A 20868-nucleotide genomic window follows, 5' to 3' on the forward strand; every position below is an offset into this window, starting at 1 on the left:
ATGCTTTAAGAAAATAAATATTTTTGTAAGATTTTTTCTTTTTCTTTTTCTAACAATTCTAATTTAAGATTAAGAAAATCAATTTGTTGTTCCACTAATTCAATGTTTTGAACAATTTTTTCTTGAATTTCTAACGGTGGGAGTGGGATTGTAAGATTTTCATAAAAACTTATAGGAACTCTTTTGTGTCCACTTGCTCCAGTCATAGCAAGAGCTGCTTTTTCTCTTATATTTTGTTGATTTAGATTATAGAATAAGAAACTACTATCAAGCCCTGTTTTTGCTCTAAAAATATGAAATTCTGTGCTACCAAAACCTATGTTATTTGTTAGATTTTTTGCGATAGCACATTTACCATTTTCCATGCAAGGAGTAATTTTTGCAATCAAAATATCATTTTCTATAAAATATGTGTAGCCTTTTCTTACTTCGTTTAATGACCTATCTATCTTACTTTGAATATAACCCTTATCTGAAACACTAGCCATTTCTATAAATGAGACAAGCATATTTTCATCAAGTTTTGATATTTCTTTTTTGCTAGGATTAAGTTCTATATATTGTTCATTCTTTAAAGAAATTCTCTTCCAGCCATCTTTTGGTGGAGTTGAGAGAGTTTGTAAAAGCTCTTGTATGGTTTTAGAAAAGTTTTTAAAAGCATTAAAATCTTGCTTTCTTTCCTTGCTTTGAGTTTCTTCAACTAATACTTCAGAATGACTAATTTGTTCTTCAATTAGCGAAAGCAAAAGATTAAAGTCAAGTTTAGATTCTAATTTTTGCAAATTTTCTAAAATAGAATTTAGCTCATACCCCCCCCCATCATCTATAATACCGCATTTTTGAAGTATTGTCTTGATTAAATTTTGATACTCTTCTACACTCATTCTTATTGTGTTATACTGCTCTTCTACCTTTTCACATTCTGCCACGATTTGCTTTTGAATCTCAAAGTCTGCATTTGGTATTAAAATAGATTCTAAATTTGTTTTATTGATTCCGCCTTAAGCCGAACCTGTAATTTTAGATTTTAAAGCTTGTTGTCCACTATAAGAATGTAATATATAAAATAAATATTTTTGTTTTGCTATATTATCACAACGCAATAAAAAAATATGCTCATTAATCATTGCAGATTTCCTAATAAATTCATTACGCACCATTGCAATTTTTCCAGTTAATGCACCATCTTTACATATTAAAATATCAAATTGTTTTACAATTCCTTTATCTTGCAACGCAAAACTTTCATAAAATTCTATTGGTACATACTTAGGATTATCTAATTTGATATACCCACTTTTATTGTCTATATGTTCTCCACCAAGACTCAGTGCACCGTTTTCATATTTGCCGACACCACCACTAGGACGCTTTGCGGTTTGAATATCTAATACAAAATCTTTAAGTCTTACTAACTCAAATTTAGAATTTATAAAAGGATTAGACATCTCACTTTGCGTTGAATTGCTAGGATTTAAACTTATAGCTTTATTAAATTCCACTTTTTCAAAATCCATCATATCAACAAGCCTTGCTTTTGTAGCATAAATCTGCAATTCTTGCGGGATAACATCAAGCGTATTTAAAAAAGATTTGTAGATTAAAGTATTAAGCTTAGTTTCATTTTGTGGATTGCCTCTTTCAAAAAGTGGGCTCAAATAAGGCTCGTGCAATTCTTTTAAACCTTCATCACCTTTTCTATTACTCCACTCATAACCTAAAAATTTCTTTTGTTCTTTTATATCACTTGGGGATTTTATGATTAAAACTTCTTGATTAAGACTTAGACTAAAATAAAGCAATTTATCCTTTTCTATTGCCTGAGCATAAGCTAAAAAGGCTTTATCTTCTAAACTTTGTTTATCTTCGCTTTCTTTATAAATTTTAGATTCTTTAAGTTTTTTATAATCACTTGTTTGCCTAAATGCATTGCGATAATCTTTAAAGGCTTCTAACTCTGCAAGTTTAGAATCTAAGTTTCCATTTAAAAAATTGCTATAAAGCTCTTTATCAAATTTTCTAAAATCACAATACGTATTTAGATAATTTTGATAAAAGCTTTCATTGTCTTTTAAATTTTCAGCTTCTATGCGTTCTTTAATCAAACTATAATCTTGAGAAATAAGATGATTTTCTTGTTTAAAAGTTTCTTTTTTGCGTAAAAATAAAATAATCGTATTTGTCCCTGTTGCTCCAAATGTTTGATTACCTAGCTCTACAATGGCAATAAAATCAAAATTTTGAAATAATATTTCTCTTGTATTTTTATAAATAGAATCTTTATTTAAAATAGAACTTGGTAAGATAATAGCAGCTTTAGCATTATCATTTAAAATTTGATTTGCTCGCTCACAAAAAAAGCATTCGATAGAATTATTTGTTTCTATGTTTATATCATCGTTGAAAAGTTTATAAGTATTTTTAGATTTATCACTTAAAGTTTCTAAAAATCCTTTTACAGAATAAGGCGGATTTGCTATAAGCAAATCAAAACTATTTGATTCTATTTGTGGTTTTGCTTTTTCTCCTTCTAAATTATTTGTATTTGCTAATTCAAAAGAAGCAAGTGCATCAGCGTATAAAATATTGATTTCATTTTGCCCATACATTGCACTTGATACCTTAGAAACCTTACTTAAGCGATACTCTTTTTCAATACCATAAATATTTTTATAATGCTCTTTAAGCTCATCTTCTGTTAGATAACGCTTAAGCTCATTGGCATAGGTGTTTAAAAAATGTCCAGCACCACAAGCATAATCAATCACCCTTAAAGCTTTAGAGCTTTTGTTTAACATTTCTTGAAGCGGTAAAGAATACATAATAAATTCACAAATTTGAATAGGGGTAAAAAACTGCCCTTCATCTTGCTTCATACCTTTTTGCAAAAAAAGTTCAAAAAGATTGCCTAAAAATTGATTTGTAGAGTTTTGGGTAAGCTTGTAATTTGCAAAAAGCTCTACTATTTCTTTTAATACAAGTGCATTTTTTAAGAATAATTCTTTATTATGCACTTCTAAAAATGCAAAATCATTATTTGAATAAAATTTTAATTCTTTGATGTAATTTTGCATTACTTCTTTTAAAGTTTTTATCTTTAATTGCTTAAAGTCTTTTTCTATATCTTCATTAGATACAAAGGTAATTTTCTCTCCTAAGAATTCTTTCATAGCTTCTTTATAAAGCCACATTAATCTATCTTGCATATTTGCATAAGTATCTGCCATTACACCAAAATATCCAAATTTGAGATTGTTTTTATTAAAAGTTTCATCATAGATTTTACAAAGAAAAATATTTACAAGTTTATCAAAGGCATTTTCCTTGCCTGATATATTATGCTTGCGTAAAATTTTTGCAAATTCGTGATATTTACCTTCTTCTTTAAGTTCCTTAAGATTATCAAAAGTTGGAGTAATTTCTAAAATTTTATAAGCATTGACATTTGCTTCAAAAATACCTTGTTTAAAATATTGCAGTTCATAACTTTCTTTCCAAGTTTTAAAAAGTTCTATATTGTTATTAGATTTTTTATAAGAATTTTGTAATTCCTTTTCTTTTAGATATTCTTCGTTATCGTAAGCTTGTATGATGTAATTTTTATATTCTAACTTATCGCTAAAATCACTTGTATAAAGACAAAGATATTTTACACCTTTTTCTTGCTGAAAATAAGAAAAAAGCTGCCCGCCATCTTCTTGCATTCTATTCCATTCTTTTATAAATTCACTATTTTTAGAATCTGTGGTTTTACATTCTATAATCAAATAAGGATTGTTTTCATTATCCTTTACTAAAATATCAGCCTTACCACCTTTTTTATCCCTGCCAAGATTCCATTTTGGCTCTAACTCTAAATGTTCAGCCTTATAACCTTTTTCTAAAAGTCTATGCACACATTCAAAAACTACAAAATTTTCAGGGTGTGAAAAATTAGAAGTAGTTTTATCGTGAATTTTTATTTCTTTTGGGTAATTAATACTTTGGTTTTTATAATCTATTAAAAGTGTGTAATTATTGATTGTTTTTACATAATTTTCATTTTTATTTTTAAAGCCTAAGTTTTCTAGAACTTGTTTTAAATTATCTTTTGTAATCATTTATTTCCTTATAATCTCACCACCTTAGCACCAAAGCCACCTTGATTGATCGGTGCGTCATTAAAGCCCTTGACACTTTTATGAGTTTTCAAAAACTCTCTTACAGCAAAGGCAAGCTTTCCTGTTCCTATACCATGGTAAACTAAAACTTCATCAAAGCCTGCAAGCAAAGCATCTGAAATAAATTTATCAAGTCTAGCAATAGCCTCATCACTCCTAAGCCCGTGCAAATCCAAGCTAACGCTAAGATTAGTCGGTTTTGCCACACTAATGCTTGTTTTTGGACTTATTTTAGGTGTAGGAGTGCTTTTTTTAAGCAGTTTTAAAGGCACACGAAGTTTGATCCCATCACTTTCAACCATGGCATCGTTTTTAGAAATGCTTATAATTTTGCCCTTAATTTTTTCATATTTTACAAAATCCCCCACACGCAATTCTTCGTTTTGCTCCATACTTGGCAAGATGATTTCTTTTTTAAGTTCATTGGCTTTATTAAGACTTCTTTGCTTATCTTTCATATCTTTAAGCTGTATGGTTTTTTTAGCTTCTTCTATGGCTTTGTGAAATTTAAATTCTAAATTTCTCAAACTCGTACGAAATTCTTGTTCATTTTTTTCTTTTTGCTCTTTTAAGGAAAGTAAAATTTCATCGACTTTTTGCTCTTTTTTCTCGACATTTTCAAGCTTAGCTTTTAGTTCTAATTCAAGATTGATATTTTTGCCCACAAGCTCTTCTAAATTTTCTTTATCCTCGCCATAAAGCTTTTTAGCCTCGCCAACTAAATTCGGCGGAATCTGATAACGCAAAGCGGTTTCAAAGGCATAAGATTTTCCTATAGTACCTTTTAAAAACTCATATTTTGGGCGTGAAAGCTCTTCATCATATAAAGCAGCAATGAGTTCAACTTGCTCATTCTTTGCTAAAAGCATGGCAAGGCGTTTGTGGTGTGTAGTAATGATGATTTTAAGATTATTAGCTATGAGTTTTGAAATCAACACACTATACAAACAAGCCGCTTCTTCAAAATCTGTTCCAAGCTCTATTTCATCGATACCTAAAAGCAAATTTTTCCTAGAAAAAAGTCTAGAAAAATGCAACATTCTTCCTGCAAAAGTTGAAATGTCGTTTTTAACATTTTGCGGATCTTCTATGATGGCATCAAATTCTTTAAAAGTACCGATTTTACTTTCACTGGCTTTAATATGCATAGGCAAAAGATGTTTAGCTAAAAATGCTGCGCTTAGCATGGATTTTAAAAGCATGGATTTTCCGCCTGCATTTACCCCTGTGATGATTAAAACTTGTTTTTTAAATTCCAAACTCACGCTTTTTGGATTTTTTAAGGCAGGATGGGCGAAATTTTTAAGCACTAAATCCGTACTTTGATCACACAAAACAAATTCAAAATCCCTTTTTTTAGCAAGCAAAACCCTAGCACTATAATGATCAAAAAGATCAAAGGCTGTATTGATAAATTTTAAAAAAGGTAGATTTTTTGCTAAAAAAGCTGAGAAATTTTTAGCGTATTCATAATAAATTTCTTCTTTTTGATTTTTGATTTTTTCTATATCATTTTGCAAATTTTCAACACTAAGCGGAACGATGTAAAATCCTCCCCCACTACTTCTACCTATGATTTTTGCTTTAATAGCGTAATTAAACCCCCCTCTTACAAGCAAGGCTTCAAGATTGTTTATAAGATGGATTTGTGTATCGATAAGATAAGGCATTAAAGCTTTTGTATAGCAAAATTTCTTAAACTCAGCTATTATGCTTTCATTTTTTAATCTTAGAGCTGTATTGATATTTACCAATCTTTCATCTAAGTTTTCTTTTAACTCGCCCTTTTCATCAAATTTTTCACAAAGATCTAAAATTCCATTGACAAATTCAATCTTTTCAAGCCATGAATTTAAATTGCTGCCTAAATTGAGCTTTTTGATCTTTTCAAAATAGCGAAAAATTTTTACAAATTCAAAAATCTCATCTAAATGTAAAACTCCTTGTTTGCTTAAATGTACCAAAGCCTTATCCAAATTTGAAAGCTCGGGCAAATTTGGAAATTCAGTCTCGCAAAGCTCATTGATACGCTTAAAATGAAGGTGAGAATCCCCCTGTAAAAAAATTTCTTTATCCCTTGCAAAACAAGACTTAAATTCATACAAATAAGTATTTAAATCAAGTTTTAAAAGTAATTCTTCTTTGATCTCATTCATCGTTTAACCTACAATCTCTAATATCGATAATCAACGAATTAAAGCTTTGATTATTATCCTTTGATATAAAGCTTCCTGTCCCAAATTCGTAATTAAAATAAGCTTTAGAGATATTTATATCTTTACATAAAATATTTTTATTTTGATTAAAAGCTACGATAATATCTGTTCTTAAATGACTTTTTTGCGTGTTTTCAAATTCAAAAAATACTGCTAAAACAATAAAAATCACAAGCAAAATACCAAAAAAAGGTTTAGTTTTTTTGCCTAATTTTTCACGCAAAGCAAAAGTGATTAAGGCTAAAATTAAAATAATTAAAAGATATAAAAAAAACCTACTCATTTTTTTGCCTTAATTTATTACTGATATCTCCTGCACCAAAACCTATAATAAGCCCTTCTTCAAAAACCTGTCCCTTGGAAGCTACTAAAAATTTACCCTCTCTTTTGATATCTTCTACAAATAAAGCCTTAGGAAAAACCGCTTTTAAATCAAGTTCTATAGGCTCTTCTCCTGCAGCATAAACAGGTAAAATTACAAGCTCATCAACACCTTCAAAAGCCTTTGCAAATTCCTTTAAATTTGTAGCCAAACGCGTGTAGCGGTGAGGTTCAAAAATGGCTGTAATTTTTTTATATCTACCTAATTTTGCGTATTCTTGTGCTGCGCTTAAAGTCGCTTTTATTTCGGTAGGATGATGACCATAATCATCGATTAAAACCAAATTTTCATCAGCATGTAAAATATCAAAACGCTTTTTAATACCTTGATAATTTTTAAGCCTAGTTCTTATCGTTTCTATATCTAAGAAATTTAAAGCCGCCAAAATCGCCAAAGACGCATCAAGGGCTAAATGATATCCCATGCCAAAAACCTTAAATTCACCTAAATCTTTCAACTCAAAGCTTGTAAAAGGTTTGAAATTTTCTATACACATGGTGCAGTTTTTGATATCTTTGCTCGGATAAAGCTTGGTTGACTCATTTTTATAATTTTTCAAAAACTCATCTTCAGCATTAATCACGCGAATTTTAGCCACATCTAAAAACTGCGTATAAGCATGATGGAGTTTTGAAACTTCATTGCCATAATGATCTAAATGCTCTGCTTCTGCATTAGTAACTATAGCCAAATAAGGATTTGAATTTAAAAAAGAACTATCGCTCTCATCAGCTTCAAAAACAAGGTTTTGGCTTTCTTTATAAATCATATTTGAACCAAATTCTTTTAAAATCGCTCCGATGATCACAGAAGCATCATCAAGCAAAGAAGCCAAAATACTTGAAGTTGTGCTTTTTCCATGTGCTCCTGCAACTGCAAAAACGCGCTTATCTTCTAAGATAAGAGGTAAGGCCTCCTTGCGTGAAAGGCATTCAATGCCTAATTCTTTAGCGTATTTAAATTCAGAATTTTCTTCTTTGATAGCGGCAGAATAAATAACTAAATCTTTATTTAAAATATTGTCTTTATGATGAGGGATACTGACCTTAACCCCTTCTTTTTCTAGTTCTTTAGTGATTTTACTTTCTTTAAGATCACTCCCGCTAATCTTAAAGCCTTTTTCTTTTAAAAATCTTGCTAAAGCGGAAATTCCTATACCGCCTATGCCGATAAAATGGATATTTTGCATTATCTAAGCCTTTGTATTGTAAAGCTTAAATTTTAACACTTTTTTACTAAAATAAAAATATAAAAAAGCTCTTAAAACTTTATAAAAAAGCATTATTTTTAAAAATTTATATATTCTTTATTAACTCCCAAATCATTTCATTTTTAAAAAAATCAATTTTTCATTTCCTTGTGTATTATTTTCATTCATCTTTTTTCTCTTTTCTGAGTTCCATTGCTTCTTTAAGGAAAGTGGTATTAATTTTGTTATAACCGCTTACATGTGAAATGATTTTTTCAAATTCTTCATCACCTAAGCTTAATAAATAAGGCATTACATGAGGCTTTATAATGGCATTAATTCTTCCAAAACAACCTTTTGTTGGATCATCGCCATCACTGAATAAACCAGGTTCAAGGTATTCTTTGGCCTTATCTCCGAAGGTGTATATCACTATATCTCCTGGATTTGCTATGGATGGAACTGACGAACTACGATAATACACAAAAAAAGTTCCTAAAGGAAAAACCAAATCATTTTTAATATAATACTCAATCACAAGTTTTTCTTTTGTGATATAAATTCTTTTAATATTTGCCATTTGATAGATATTTTTTACAAGTATATATAACCCAAAAAGAAATGTAAAAAAAACTATAAACCATTTATAATCTATTTCTTTGTTAAATATTCTAGGAAATAAATAAAGAATAAAACATAAAAATACAATATTTGCTATCCAATAAAGCAAAAACGAAGGTATATCCTTTTTTCCTTCCCAAATGATTTCATCTTGAGTGTTTTGCTCTTTGATTTCTGTGTTATTGTTTGTTTGGCTCATTTTTATCTCCGAGTTATCATTCTACCTTAATCTCTCCACCTCTAACCACAAGTCCATTAGAATCTATAGTTACTTCAACTCCACCTGCTTTAATTATAACACAATCTCCCTTAGTAACAATTTGAGTATCGCCTACTTGGTGGAGGATTTGATTGCCTGCTTTTACTTCACAATCTGTTTGAAAGTCAAAAGTTGAATTGTCTGATTCTAAAGAATATTGCTCTTCTATCTTTGTTTGCATGGAATTAGACTTTAAAGATGTGTTATCTTGTATATGGGCGGATAAATTTTGATGAACATTAAGGAAAAATTCTTTTTCTATTGTTTGGGTTAAAGACTTTTCTATTAATAATTTATTTTCTCCCTTCACATTCCTTATCTCATCTTTATGGATAATAGTATTTTGATTAGCACCTATTTCTATGTCTTTGTTTTCTCCTACAAACTCATGAGAGTTTTTAGCTATTCTTACTTTATTATCTACTCCTACATTTAAAGTATTGCTTAATCCTACTAATTTTTCAAAAGCGGAAATTCCTATACCACCTAACCGATAAAATGGATATTTTTCATTATTTAAGCCTTTAATACTTTTTTATTAAAAAATATAGAAAAACCCTTAAATACAAAATCTATTCATTGTTTTTAGTTTTTAAATTAACCAATCTATAGCTTAATTGTTTTTGAAACAACTCTTTATAAATTTTTGAAAAATTCTTATGATATAAATCTAACTCAAAAGCTTTATTTGTATCTTTTATACTAGCATTATTTTCAAAATAATAACCTTTATTTCCATCATATACTCCATCTTGATCAATCCAAACAACCTCATTGAAACCAAATTCTAATTTTTGATTTTTTATAGGTGCTAGCATATTTCTTCCACCTAGGCTTAAATATTTTGTGTTATTAAGAGTAAGATTGTAAAGCGTTGGAAAAATATCCTTATGTGAACCTACGCGGTTTTTATCATAATAAATATCATTTTTTAAATACTTTGGAAGATATAAATAAAAAGGCACACTATAAGCAAAAGCTTTTTGAGAGTTTATATCCATCTTAATATCTCTAAACCTGTGATCGCCTGTAGCAGCAATAATAATATTTTCCTTAAATTTACTTTCTTTTATGCGATCTAAAAACATTCCAAATTCATCATTTGCGTACGCATAAGTATTTAAAGCTTCTGTGGAATTATCAATAATAAATTGATTTAATATTTTTTCATCTAGATTTTCTGTATCAATAAGCTGTTTTTTACTTTTGTGTATATAAGGCCTATGAGTGGAAATACTAAGAGAGATGACAAGCGTGGGACTTTTAGCATTTTCAAAAATAGAATATATTTTTTTATACATAAACTCATCAGCTATGCCATATTTATGTTTTGTTTCTTTAGCTTGTGGAAAATCTTGCATAAGTGTATTTTCATCTATGATTTGATCCGCACCTTGATTTTTAAAATAATTTCCAAGATTATACCAAGAAGCATTACCACTATAAACAAATATTATTCTATATCCTGCGTTTTTGTAAATTTGCAAAGGTGTGAAGGCCAACTCTTCTTTTTGATATAAACCATTTGAAATAGTATTTGGGCTTAAAAAAATCAAACGATTAAGGCTTTCTATAGTATTATTTGCACTAGATAAAAACCTAGTAAAAACAATATCTTGCTCAAAATGTTTTTTTAAGTTTCCAAAAAGATCAATTTTTTTAGTGCTAAACTCCGCCAAATTTAAACCAAAACTTTCCATGATATTAACATAAATGTGATTTTTGGCATGATTTTGATGTGGTAAAGTAGTGTCAAACATAGGAAAAAGTTTTTCCTCTAATTGATTAAGCTGTTTTGTATCTACACTTTTAAATTCTTGTTGATTTTTGTACTCTTTATATGCCCAAGAAAAAGCCATCAAAGGATTTGTTGAAATTTCATTAAAAGCCTTTATAGTGCTAAATTCATAGCTTGAAACCCTTAAGGCATTGTAAGTAAAATGTCCTCGCAATGCCACAACATAAGCATAGATTAGTAAAATATTTAAAAAGATAAAAAATATTGGCTTTATTTGTATTTCTTTTAATTTTAAATTAAGAATTTTAATATTGATCCAAATGCAAAATATACTAAAAATCACAGCCAAAAGAAGCATTCTTATAATAGGATAATCAGAAAAGACTATAGATAGTATAGCTTTAGTATCGTCATCTTTTAAACCAAAAATAAAAATATCAATTTTACTCGCATAGAGTTGAAAATAATAATAATGTATAAAAGTAGAAATTAAAACAATAAAAGATATAAAAGCTATATAAAGACTAGAAAGGTAGAAATAAAATTTAGAGATTACCCCCCCCCATGATATTATATTTTCTATTTTTAAAGGCTAAACCTATATAAGAAAATAAACCGCACAAAAATAAAGGTAAAAAAATAGCACTAAAAGTTCTCATATCATGGCCTAATCCATACATATACACCATTAGGCTATTTTCACTTTCATTGGTTAAATTTTTTACCATTAAAGACCTAACCAAAGCAAAAATTCCCATAAAAATAAAACTAAAAGAAAAAATTTGCAATAAAATCTTTCTCATTATTATCCTTTAAAATAAAATCACATTATGTAAAAAATTTTTATATATCTAATAAAATTAGTCTTAAAAGTTTTTAACTATCTTATCAAAAGCCCAAATTTTTCTAGCTTCATCTGCTTTTTTAGGTTCTACGATAAGCATTTCTTCTTCAGAGCCCAGTCTGCTTTCTATCTCTCCAAAAGCATTGATAAGCATACTATCGCCATAAAAGCTCCATTCATCTTTTGTAGTGCCTATGCGATTTACCCTTAAGATATTTGTAGAATTTAAAAAAGCTCTTGTTTTTAAAAGCTCTTCCCATCTTTGTTTGCTTTCAAAGGTGCAAGCACTAGGAACGATAACTAAATCAATCTTTTTGGCCATAATTTGTTGCCAAAAAATATCAAAATGTACTTCAAAGCCAAAAAGCAAAGCGCATTTTAATTTATCGTGATTAAAAGTAAAAAGTTTTAAGTTGCCCTTATTGATTTTATTGCTAAAAAATTTTTCCTCATTCCAGTGATTATAAGGCATTAAAACTTGCTGTTCATAGGTTTTGATATGGTTAGGAGCGACCTTTAAACAAAGCTTTTTATATCCCTTAGTTTCTACACTGATATAAGGAGCGATGATTTCAAGCTCATGTTTTTTAGCAAGCCTAATCAAGCTTTCTTTTTTAGCTTCGCTTTGCTCTTTAATCATAGACTTTGGCATAGCCAAAAGCTCTGTAAAAAAACTATTAAGCACATATTCGCCCAAAACGACTAAATTTGCTCCACTATCCTTAGAAGCTTTTAGATAATAATCAAGCCTTGATTCGCTCAATGCTAAAGTCGGAAACTGCAAAGCAGCAATCTTACTCATCGATATGCTCCACTTCAAGCCTTGCTTTTTCAAGAGCAAGCCTTGCTTTTTCAATACTTTTTAATCCTTCTTTATAAATTTTCACACTTTCATCTAAGCTTAATTCTTTATCATTGAGCTTTTCTAAGGATTCGTTTGCATTTTTTAAGTTTTCTTCAAAACTCATTGATTTACCTTATAATTTGGTGCTTCATGAGTTATCGTTACATCGTGAACATGGCTTTCTTTAAGTCCCGCACTTGTGATTTCAACAAATTCAGCCCTTGCTTGAAAATCTTCTATATCTTTAGCACCCACATAACCCATAGAAGAGCGAAGTCCTCCTAAAAGTTGATGCACCACGCTTCTTATACTTCCCACATAAGGAACACGCCCTTCTATACCTTCAGGAACGAGTTTATCTTGAGCAGTACCTTGCTGAAAATATCTATCTGAACTTCCTTTTTGCATAGCCCCTATCGATCCCATGCCACGGTAGGATTTGTATTGTCTTCCTTGATAGGTAAAGAGCTCACCCGGGCTCTCATCAGTACCTGCCAAAAGAGAACCTATCATGATCGAACTCGCACCCGCTGCCAAAGCCTTTGCAATATCACCTGAATACTTAATCCCTCCATCAGCGATCACAGGAACACCATATTTTTTAGCCTCCATAGCACATTCATCAATGGCTGAAATTTGTGGCACACCTACTCCTGAAACGATACGCGTAGTACAAATACTTCCTGGGCCAATACCCACTTTAACAGCATCAGCGCCTGCTTCACAAAGTGCTTTTGCAGCAGCTGCGGTAGCGATATTGCCCGCGATTAAATCTAAATTTGGATATTTTTCTTTAACGCTTTTTACTGTATCAATGATACCTTTAGAATGCCCATGCGCTGAATCAAGAACTACAGCATCTACTCCAGCTTCTACCAAAGCATCTACTCGATCCATTTGCTCTACTCCAATCGCAGCCGCTACGCGCAATCTTCCAAAACTATCTTTATTTGCATCTGGATATTCTTTGCGTTTTTTAAGATCTTTTATGGTGATAAGTCCTTCTAAGCGTCCTTGTTCATCAACTATAGGAAGTTTTTCTACTTTGTTTTTGCTAAAAATTTTCTCTGCATCATCTAAAGTGCACCCTTTAGGAGCTGTGATCAAAGGAGCCTTAGTCATTACATTTTCAACCAAATTTGAATAATCATTTTCAAATCTCAAATCGCGATTAGTAAGAATGCCTATGAGCTTTCTATCGCTATCTATCACAGGAACTCCTGAAATTCTATACTCTGCCATGATTTCCAAAGCCTCTGCTACACTTGCTTTAGGACCTACAAAAATAGGATCTATGATCACCCCGCTTTCACTTTTTTTCACTCTTTTAACTTCTCTCACCTGAGAAGCTATATCCATATTTTTATGAATTACACCAAGTCCGCCAAGTCTTGCCATCATGATAGCAGCCCTATGCTCTGTCACTGTATCCATAGCAGCAGAGATTAAAGGCATGTTTAAAGTGATGTTTTTAGTAAGTTTGGTGTGAATTTTTACCTGTTTAGGTAAAACCTCAGAGTAGCAAGGGCGTAAAAGTACATCCTCAAAAGTCAAAGCGCGCTTAATTATATTCATTTATTTTCCTTTATAATTTTTTCTAAACTTAAAGCTCCATCTAGCAAGGTTTGCTCATCATAAGCCTTGCAAATAAGCTGGGCTGAGATATTAAGCCCTTCTTTATCCTCGCCCACAGGCACACTAATACCCCCAAGTCCTGCTAAATTTACAGAGATAGTATAAACATCTTCTAAATAAGTTTGCATAGGGCTTTTTTGAGTATCAAATTTAAAAGCCGTTGTAGGAGTTACAGGCATAAAAATAAGATCACAATCTTGTAATATTTCTTCATATTTTGCCTTGATAAAAGCCCTAGCTTTTTGTGCTTTTATATAATAAGCATCATAATAACCACTGCTTAAAACAAAGGTTCCTAGTAAAATTCTTCTTTTTACCTCTTCACCAAAACCTTCGCTACGAGTATTAATATACATATCTTTAAGATTTTCTGTATTTTGCGAGCGTTTTCCATAACGCACCCCATCATAACGACTTAAATTTGCACTCGCTTCAGCTGTTGCGATGATATAATACGCTGCGATATCAAACTTAGAATCAAGCATATTTTTATAAACAATTTCATGTCCATTTGCTTTTAACATCTCTATACTTTTTAAAAGCGCGGCTTTTACTTCAGCGCTTGCTTCGTTGACATAATTTTCTATCACAGCAATTCTTAATTTTTTCTCTGCATTTAAATTAGGAGCAGTAGGGGTAAAATCTACTTTCGCACTTGTGCTATCCATCTTATCATAACCTGCAATGGCATCATAAAGAATAGCTGCATCTTCTACATTTTGCGTTAAAACGCCTATTTGATCAAGGCTTGAAGAATAAGAAGCAAGCCCATATCGACTCACTCTTCCATAGCTAGGCTTAAACCCCACACAACCACAAAAAGCAGCTGGCTGACGCACTGAACCACCCGTATCGCTACCCAAACTAGCCAAAGCCAAACCACCTGCTACGGCAGCAGCACTACCACCACTTGAACCACCTGGAACTCGAGCGAAATTTAAAGGATTTAGGGTTTTTCCATAAAATGAAGTTGTACTTGAGCTTCCCATGGCAAATTCATCCATATTAGTCCGTCCATAAGGACTAAAACCTTTAGATCTTAAATTTTTAATAGCAGTAGCATCATAAGGAGCTACATATCCTTGTAAAATTTTACTTGCGCAAGTTAATTCCCAGTCTTTTACACTGATATTATCTTTAATCGCTATAGGTATACCTTCACCCCCATCGCTTAAGTCTTTACCTAAGAATTGCTCTATATAAGCACCTATTTTATTTTCTTTCTTAGCCTTATCATTGAGTTCTTTTTTTAGATTTTCAAGCTCTTCTTTAGAGTATTTCAAAGCTTCTTTTAAGGTTATCATTCTTTTTCCTTTTGTTTCTTTGCCAAATTTTTAATAAAAACAACCGCCACTGCACAAAAAATAGCGGTGATTGCTATAGTAGCGATAATAATGGAATTGGGGATAGGATTATCAAGCATGTTTTAAAACCTCAGCGCAACGCATGCAAGGCTCATCCTCTTTAGCGCTTTCTACTTTCCAACATCTAGGACATTTGCAAAGCGTAGCTTTCATAATCCTAAAGCTCTCATTCTCCACTTCAAATTCACACAAAACTTCACCCTGTAAATTTTCATCAAAACTTACCATAAACCAATCATTTAATTCATCTTTAGGTATAGAATTTAAAAGTTTTGAATTTGTGTCAAGATTGAGTTCTAATGTTGATTTGATCACTTTGTCTTTTTTTAGTATATCGATATTTTCAAAGAATTTCTCACGCACGCTCAATAAAAATTCATCATCTATATTAAAATCATATTCAAATTTTTCTTCCAAGCTCAAATCAAATACATCCTTAGCATCGCCTTTTATCAAGCTATTAGCATGCTCTAAAGCCTCATCTACACTATAGGTTAAATTTGGAGCTAATAAATTTAAAAGTTCTCTAGCGATTAAAGCCATTGCCACTTGTGCGGATTTTCTGCGCTTGCTATTTTTAGCATCACAATACAGCCTGTCTTTGCTTATGTCAAGATAAATTCCACTTAAATCAGCGCTTAAGAAATTTAAAAGCACATTAAAACCTTTTGCAAATTCATAGGCTAAGAAATTTTCTTTAGCACTTTTAAATACGCGTGTAGCACGAGTCAGTATCCATTTATCTATAAAGCTAAATTCCTCTACTTCTAAATTTTCCAAGTCATTAGTATTTGCAAGTAAAAATCTTATGGTATTTCTTATTTTTCGGTATTGCTCGCCTACTTGTTTTAAGATATTGTCTGAAATTTTTAAATCAGTAGAATAATCACTCAAAAGTATCCAAAGTCTTAAAATTTCCACCCCATAAGTTTTAGCTACATACTCAGGAGCTATAACATTACCTTTGGATTTTGACATTTTTTGCCCTTTTTCATCCGTGGTAAAGCCATGGGTTAAGATACTTTCATAAGGAGCAAATTCATTGATAGCTGTTCCTACAAGCAAAGAGCTTTGAAACCAACCTCTATGCTGATCGCTTCCTTCTAGATACATACTTGCTCTTTTCTCTCCTGCATCGTAAATTCCGCTATTTAAAACTGCATTCCAAGTACTTCCACTATCAAACCAAACATCTAAAATATCATAAACTTTTTCTAAATTGTCTGCATTGTATTTTGAATTTTGTGGTATTAAATCTTTAATTTCAAATTCCCACCAAGCATCTGCTCCATGTTTTTCAAATATATTTGCCACAAAATCAAAAAGCTCAGCATCAAAAATCACTTCTTTAGTGCTTTTATCTCTAAAGAAAGCTATAGGCGTCCCCCAATCCCTTTGTCTTGAAATACACCAATCAGGACGATTTTCCACCATAGAGCCTATTCTTTTTACTCCACTTTGTGGATAAAATTTTGTTTTTAAAATTTGCTCTTTAGCACATTCTCTTAAAGTTTTGCCTTTTAATTTTGGCTCATCCATTAAAATAAACCATTGCTTAGTCGCTCTATAAATCACAGGTTTGTGAGTTCTCCAACAAAATGGATAGGAGTGTATGAATTTAGAAGATTGTAGAAGATGATTTCCTAAAAGCTCTAAAATTTTTTCATTAGCCTTGAAGATATGAAGTCCTATAAACTCATCAAGCAAATCAGATGGCAAGAGTCCTTTGTGGCGTAAGGTTTCATCATAACATCCACCATCATCCACAGGCATGATCACTTCTATATCGTATTTCAAACAAGCATAATAATCATCTTCGCCATGTCCTGGAGCTGTATGTACAAGTCCGCTTCCACCTTCCATTAAAACATGCTCGCCCATAATCAAGATGGATTTTCTTGAATTTAAAGGATTGATAGCTTCTAATTTTTCAAACTCTTTTGCATTAAGCTCTTTTTGAATTTCACCCTTTGTCAAACCTTTAGCTATCATACTTTCAAGCAAAGCACTAGCAAAAATCAATCCTTCTTTAGTGATAACATAGTTTTCATTTGGATTTAAAGCGATAGCTTGATTTGCCACCAAAGTCCAAGGAGTAGTAGTCCAAATCACTGCACTTGCTTTTGAAATGCCCAATTTTTGACAAGATTGCTCATCTAAGTCAAAAGCCACAAAAATAGAATAATCCTCTTTATCTTCGTATTCTACCTCAGCTTCAGCAAGAGCTGATTTAGCCGCCCAACTCCAAAAAACAGGTTTAGAACGCTCGCAAAGCAAACCTTTTTTAGCAATCTCGCATAAAGTGCGGTAAATCGCCGCTTCAAATTCAAATTTCATCGTAAGATACGGCTTATCCCAATCCGCAATCACACCAAGACTTTTAAATTCATCTCTTTGGATGTTCACAAATTCGTTTGCATGCTCTCTACAAAATGATCGAATTTCTTTTTTACTCAAGCTTTTTTTCTTATCTCCAAGTTTGATTTCAACTTGCTGTTCTATAGGCAAGCCATGACAATCCCAACCTGGAGTAAAGCGAATGCTTTCTCCATTAAAATAATGCGTTTTGATAATCGTTTCTTTTAAGATTTTATTTAAAGCATGTCCTATGTGGATATGTCCATTAGCATAAGGAGGGCCATCATGAAGAGTAAAAGCTTTCTTCGCCTCTTTGCGTTTTGTTTTCATTTTTTCATAAGCGTAATTCTTGCTAAACCATTTTTCAAATCTCTTTGGCTCAAATTCTGCCAAATTAGCGCGCATTGCAAAAGTAGTATTTGGCAAAAGCAGGGTATCTTTATAATCCATTGTTCCACCTAGATGAAGTTTTTATAATCTTAAATTCTACTCAAAATAATTTAAAATTTAGCTATAATTACTATAAAAAAGGAAAAAATTATGAAACATTTGCTTTTTCTTATCGGTGATGAACTTATAATGAATGAAAATTTTAAGGATTATATTTATCGTAGTTATGAAAATAAATTTAAAGAAATTCATGAAACTCGTTTTCAAAATAAAACCGATAAAGAATTACCCTTTTTGCTTGAAAAATTACTAGACAATTATGATTTCATAACTCTTTTTACCACGCCAAACCACTATGCTACCATAGCAAAAATTTTAGCCACCCTAAGCGAAGACAATCTAGTCTTAAAAGAGGATAATCTAGTCCCCGATAAAGCTTATTTTCAAAAGGATAGTTTTATATGTGATTTTATCAATTCAAAAATCAATGTTATTAAAACAAATCCAGGACAAAAACTTCCTCCTTTGCTTGGAGATATTTTTCCTAATTTTGCTTATTTTTGTTTATTAGGCATAGATGATGAGAGTGCTGTTTTACTGCTTGATACCTTAACCAAGTCTTACGAAGTCAGTATAAAATCAAGCAAGATATTAGAAAATCTTACTCTTATTAAAGCAAGTTGTGTTAATTTTGGCAAGCTAGATGGTTTTTTAACGAGTGTAAAAAATCTTTTTGGACAAAAAGTATTTTTAGGCAAAGATCCTATACAATTTATCGTTTCAAAACTTTTAGAAAAAAAGATCAAAATTTCTTTTGCAGAAAGCTGCACAGGCGGACTTTGCGCAAGCACTCTTACAAAATTTAGTGGAGTGAGTGAAATTTTTGAAGGTTCTATCGTAAGCTATTCTAATAAAATCAAACACGAATGGTTGGGTATTAGTGAAAGCATTTTAGAAAATCAAGGCGAATACAGCGAGCGTTGTGTGTATTTTATGCTTAAAGGTATCTTTAAGACCGCAAAACCTGATTTTGCACTAGCTATTAGCGGTGTTACGGGAGAGCAAGATGAAGGGTTGGTAAAATCAGGCACAGTTTATATAGGAGCGATGTTTAAAGATGGAACATTCGTCCAAGAAACTCTTTATTTAAGTGGCGACCGTGAATTTATGCAAAAACAAGCTACTTTAGCGACTTTTTGCTTGCTTTTAAAATTAAAACCTGAAATATTTGAATTTTAAAGGGATTGATAGTGAGAGAAATTAATTTAAAAGAAGACTTAGAAAAAATTTATCCCTTAATAAAACAATTAAGAAATAATCTGTCTTTAGAGGATTTTTTAGAAAAATTTCAACTTGCTAAAAAAACTCAACATTATAAACTTTTTGCATATGAAGACAAGGGAGCTTTCAAAGCAGCTTGTGGAGTTATGCCCTTTAATGTACTTTATCATAATCATTGTCTTTATATTTGTGATTTTGTCGTAGATGAAACTTTAAGAGGAAAAGGTATAGGTCAAGCTTTTTTGAAAAAAATCCAAATTTGGGCAAAAAATCAAGGATATAACGCAGGTACAATCAAAATCCACACCTTCGATTGTGATGTTTCCCTCGACCTGTTCAAAAGGTTCTGTAAGTTTTTCATATCCGTCCTCGAATTCAAGGACTATTGTTTTATCTTGAATTATAATCTTTTTGACCCGCATATCATGCAGACTATATGGAATGGGCGGATTGTGTTTATATTCTGTCCTCATGAGACCTCCCCGTCAAATTCTAATTTATCGATTTCTTTTTACTTACTAATCATACCATACAACAGCATAAGAAACACTAAAATATTGCAGACCATACCGCCCCAAAACAGGTACAACTTCAAGCCCTCATATCTAAAAAAACTGTTCTTACTTTCCTCAAGCTCCCGGATCTTCTGCTTCATCACGCTCGTAAGTGTATCAGACTGCTTCTCAAGAAGCTTTGTAGCCCTCTGTATAGCCTCTATATTCGCCTGTAACGCCTTTCTAACCTCTTGGACGGTGTTTTCCTTAACCTCATCTTTCAGGCTCCCAATCTCGCCCGATATAGCGTCTTGAAGCAATTCGTTGCTGTTCTTCAGCAGCTCTACGCTCTGCTTCAGCTCGCTGATGAGCTTCCTGTTCTGCTCTGCCCTCACTTGTTCTTGATTTGACTGCTTCATCAATTCCTCGCAGTTCTCGCTCGACATCGCCAACGCTTCTTTGAGCAGACTGTTTTCCAGCTCTGTCCGGCTCTGTCGGTTTAACTCTTGAAGCTGCTCTCTTGGACTGCTCTGCTTCTGCTGTTCGTGCATTTCTCTCAAACTCATGCTCCATACTCTCCTTTCCAAAATCCATATTGTAGTATTTTTCCAGCTTGTTATCCCTGATTTTACAAGCCTTTTCTCCTGCCTGTTCCCTGGCTAAGTCGGTATATGTGATGTACTTGTGGCTGTCCTGCCAGTCCACCCCGTACCCTCTTTCATTCATCAGCCGGATAAAGGTTTCCCGGCTGGTCGCTGTTTCCTTACAATCCAGCACCGCAAGGGCAATATCCTGCACATAGCTTTTGACCTTTCCCTGCTCTGCCTGTTTCAAAAGCTGGTAGGTGTCTTTGCTCCATGCCACCGTTTCTTCCCGGACTTCTCCAGCAAATGTCTTTCCTTTCTCCGGCACATGCAAGCCCTGTTCCCAGCTCTGCTCGTTGCACCGTTCCTTTAAGTCTTTAAGGTCGTGCTTACTCAGAGGGTAATTTAGGGTATAACAAAATAACCCACCCGAATATCGTTTTTTTTATTTGGTGAGTTTGTTCTTTCAAATACGAAACAAAAAGAGCCGATGATTCGTGAATTGTTCC

General features: G+C 32.0%; 16 protein-coding genes and 2 pseudogenes. 2 read left to right on the forward strand and 16 right to left on the reverse strand.

Features of this window, described 5'->3' with window-relative positions; all coding sequences use genetic code 11:
* Positions 1-5 precede the first annotated feature (5 nt).
* The 15 genes and pseudogenes from KAR67_RS02625 to ileS form a co-directional block, all read right to left on the reverse strand.
* Positions 6-4100: pseudogene (locus KAR67_RS02625) on the reverse strand (N-6 DNA methylase).
* A gap of 8 nt (positions 4101-4108) precedes the next feature.
* Positions 4109-6316, reverse strand: coding sequence for an endonuclease MutS2 (locus KAR67_RS02630; RefSeq protein ID WP_162284680.1), 2208 nt, complete (start codon positions 6314-6316; stop codon positions 4109-4111).
* Positions 6309-6659 carry a hypothetical protein gene (locus KAR67_RS02635; RefSeq protein WP_002779109.1) on the reverse strand — a complete coding sequence of 117 codons (351 nt, stop codon included), beginning with the start codon at positions 6657-6659 and terminating at the stop codon, positions 6309-6311. Before KAR67_RS02635 ends, KAR67_RS02630 begins: the two co-directional genes overlap by 8 nt.
* Complete coding sequence (gene murC / locus KAR67_RS02640) at positions 6652-7950, reverse strand: UDP-N-acetylmuramate--L-alanine ligase (protein ID WP_072219697.1); 1299 nt, start codon at positions 7948-7950, stop codon at positions 6652-6654. The genes KAR67_RS02635 and murC overlap by 8 nt, the downstream gene beginning before the upstream one ends.
* 178 nt (positions 7951-8128) lie before the next feature.
* The gene (locus tag KAR67_RS09880) at positions 8129-8527 is read right to left on the reverse strand and encodes a hypothetical protein (protein WP_318783793.1); all 399 of its coding nucleotides are present in this window, start codon (positions 8525-8527) and stop codon (positions 8129-8131) included.
* Between the two features lie 48 nt (positions 8528-8575).
* Positions 8576-8767 (reverse strand): annotated as a pseudogene (locus KAR67_RS09590) (hypothetical protein); the annotation flags it as partial.
* Positions 8768-8783: 16 nt separating this feature from the next.
* The gene (locus KAR67_RS09595) at positions 8784-9137 is read right to left on the reverse strand and encodes a type VI secretion protein VgrG (protein WP_162284678.1); all 354 of its coding nucleotides are present in this window, start codon (positions 9135-9137) and stop codon (positions 8784-8786) included.
* Between the two features lie 262 nt (positions 9138-9399).
* Positions 9400-10914, reverse strand: coding sequence for an LTA synthase family protein (locus KAR67_RS02655; protein ID WP_002794126.1), 1515 nt, complete (start codon positions 10912-10914; stop codon positions 9400-9402).
* 196 nt (positions 10915-11110) lie between these two features.
* Entirely contained in the window at positions 11111-11368 is a 258-nt protein-coding gene (locus KAR67_RS02660) for a hypothetical protein (RefSeq protein ID WP_002794128.1), read from the reverse strand.
* Between the two features lie 63 nt (positions 11369-11431).
* Positions 11432-12211 (reverse strand): carbon-nitrogen hydrolase family protein, encoded by a 780-nt coding sequence (locus KAR67_RS02665; protein ID WP_002794130.1) that lies wholly within the window; start codon positions 12209-12211, stop codon positions 11432-11434.
* Positions 12204-12377, reverse strand: a complete 174-nt coding sequence (gene xseB, locus KAR67_RS02670; protein ID WP_002777040.1) for an exodeoxyribonuclease VII small subunit — start codon at positions 12375-12377, stop codon at positions 12204-12206. The genes KAR67_RS02665 and xseB overlap by 8 nt, the downstream gene beginning before the upstream one ends.
* Positions 12374-13828, reverse strand: coding sequence for an IMP dehydrogenase (guaB, locus tag KAR67_RS02675; RefSeq protein ID WP_170876502.1), 1455 nt, complete (start codon positions 13826-13828; stop codon positions 12374-12376). Before guaB ends, xseB begins: the two co-directional genes overlap by 4 nt.
* A complete protein-coding gene (gene gatA, locus KAR67_RS02680) occupies positions 13825-15192 on the reverse strand; it encodes an Asp-tRNA(Asn)/Glu-tRNA(Gln) amidotransferase subunit GatA (RefSeq protein WP_002841599.1) in 1368 nt (455 codons plus the stop codon). Before gatA ends, guaB begins: the two co-directional genes overlap by 4 nt.
* Positions 15189-15311, reverse strand: coding sequence for a hypothetical protein (locus KAR67_RS09600; protein ID WP_002777045.1), 123 nt, complete (start codon positions 15309-15311; stop codon positions 15189-15191). The genes gatA and KAR67_RS09600 overlap by 4 nt, the downstream gene beginning before the upstream one ends.
* Positions 15304-18060: an isoleucine--tRNA ligase gene (gene ileS / locus KAR67_RS02685; RefSeq protein ID WP_002831201.1), complete on the reverse strand. Its 2757-nt coding sequence runs from the start codon at positions 18058-18060 to the stop codon at positions 15304-15306. The genes KAR67_RS09600 and ileS overlap by 8 nt, the downstream gene beginning before the upstream one ends.
* A gap of 90 nt (positions 18061-18150) precedes the next feature.
* On the opposite strand from ileS, the gene KAR67_RS02690 reads away from it, so the two are divergent.
* Together KAR67_RS02690 and KAR67_RS09605 are read left to right on the forward strand one after the other, a co-directional pair.
* Complete coding sequence (locus KAR67_RS02690) at positions 18151-19239, forward strand: CinA family protein (protein ID WP_002805021.1); 1089 nt, start codon at positions 18151-18153, stop codon at positions 19237-19239.
* 11 nt (positions 19240-19250) lie between these two features.
* Positions 19251-20090, forward strand: coding sequence for a GNAT family N-acetyltransferase (locus KAR67_RS09605; RefSeq protein WP_228761999.1), 840 nt, complete (start codon positions 19251-19253; stop codon positions 20088-20090).
* Here the strand turns inward: KAR67_RS09605 and KAR67_RS02705 are convergent.
* On the reverse strand, positions 20049-20687 hold the full coding sequence (locus tag KAR67_RS02705) for a relaxase/mobilization nuclease domain-containing protein (RefSeq protein WP_032587458.1): 639 nt from the start codon (positions 20685-20687) through the stop codon (positions 20049-20051). The genes KAR67_RS09605 and KAR67_RS02705 overlap by 42 nt on opposite strands.
* Positions 20688-20868: the final 181 nt, after the last annotated feature.

It is taken from the genome of Campylobacter sp. JH32 (assembly GCF_017846535.1).
Lineage (GTDB): Bacteria > Campylobacterota > Campylobacteria > Campylobacterales > Campylobacteraceae > Campylobacter_D > Campylobacter_D coli.

Bases quoted from the DNA above. Each gene is read 5' to 3' on its own strand.
- KAR67_RS02630 (WP_162284680.1), bottom strand. From the start codon at position 6,316: ATGAATGAGATCAAAGAAGAATTACTTTTAAAACTTGATTTAAATACT.
- KAR67_RS02635 (WP_002779109.1), bottom strand. From the start codon at position 6,659: ATGAGTAGGTTTTTTTTATATCTTTTAATTATTTTAATTTTAGCCTTA.
- KAR67_RS09880 (WP_318783793.1), bottom strand. From the start codon at position 8,527: ATGGCAAATATTAAAAGAATTTATATCACAAAAGAAAAACTTGTGATT.
- KAR67_RS02660 (WP_002794128.1), bottom strand. From the start codon at position 11,368: ATGAGAAAGATTTTATTGCAAATTTTTTCTTTTAGTTTTATTTTTATG.
- KAR67_RS02665 (WP_002794130.1), bottom strand. From the start codon at position 12,211: ATGAGTAAGATTGCTGCTTTGCAGTTTCCGACTTTAGCATTGAGCGAA.
- xseB (WP_002777040.1), bottom strand. From the start codon at position 12,377: ATGAGTTTTGAAGAAAACTTAAAAAATGCAAACGAATCCTTAGAAAAG.
- guaB (WP_170876502.1), bottom strand. From the start codon at position 13,828: ATGAATATAATTAAGCGCGCTTTGACTTTTGAGGATGTACTTTTACGC.
- gatA (WP_002841599.1), bottom strand. From the start codon at position 15,192: ATGATAACCTTAAAAGAAGCTTTGAAATACTCTAAAGAAGAGCTTGAA.
- KAR67_RS09600 (WP_002777045.1), bottom strand. From the start codon at position 15,311: ATGCTTGATAATCCTATCCCCAATTCCATTATTATCGCTACTATAGCA.
- ileS (WP_002831201.1), bottom strand. From the start codon at position 18,060: ATGGATTATAAAGATACCCTGCTTTTGCCAAATACTACTTTTGCAATG.
- KAR67_RS02690 (WP_002805021.1), top strand. From the start codon at position 18,151: ATGAAACATTTGCTTTTTCTTATCGGTGATGAACTTATAATGAATGAA.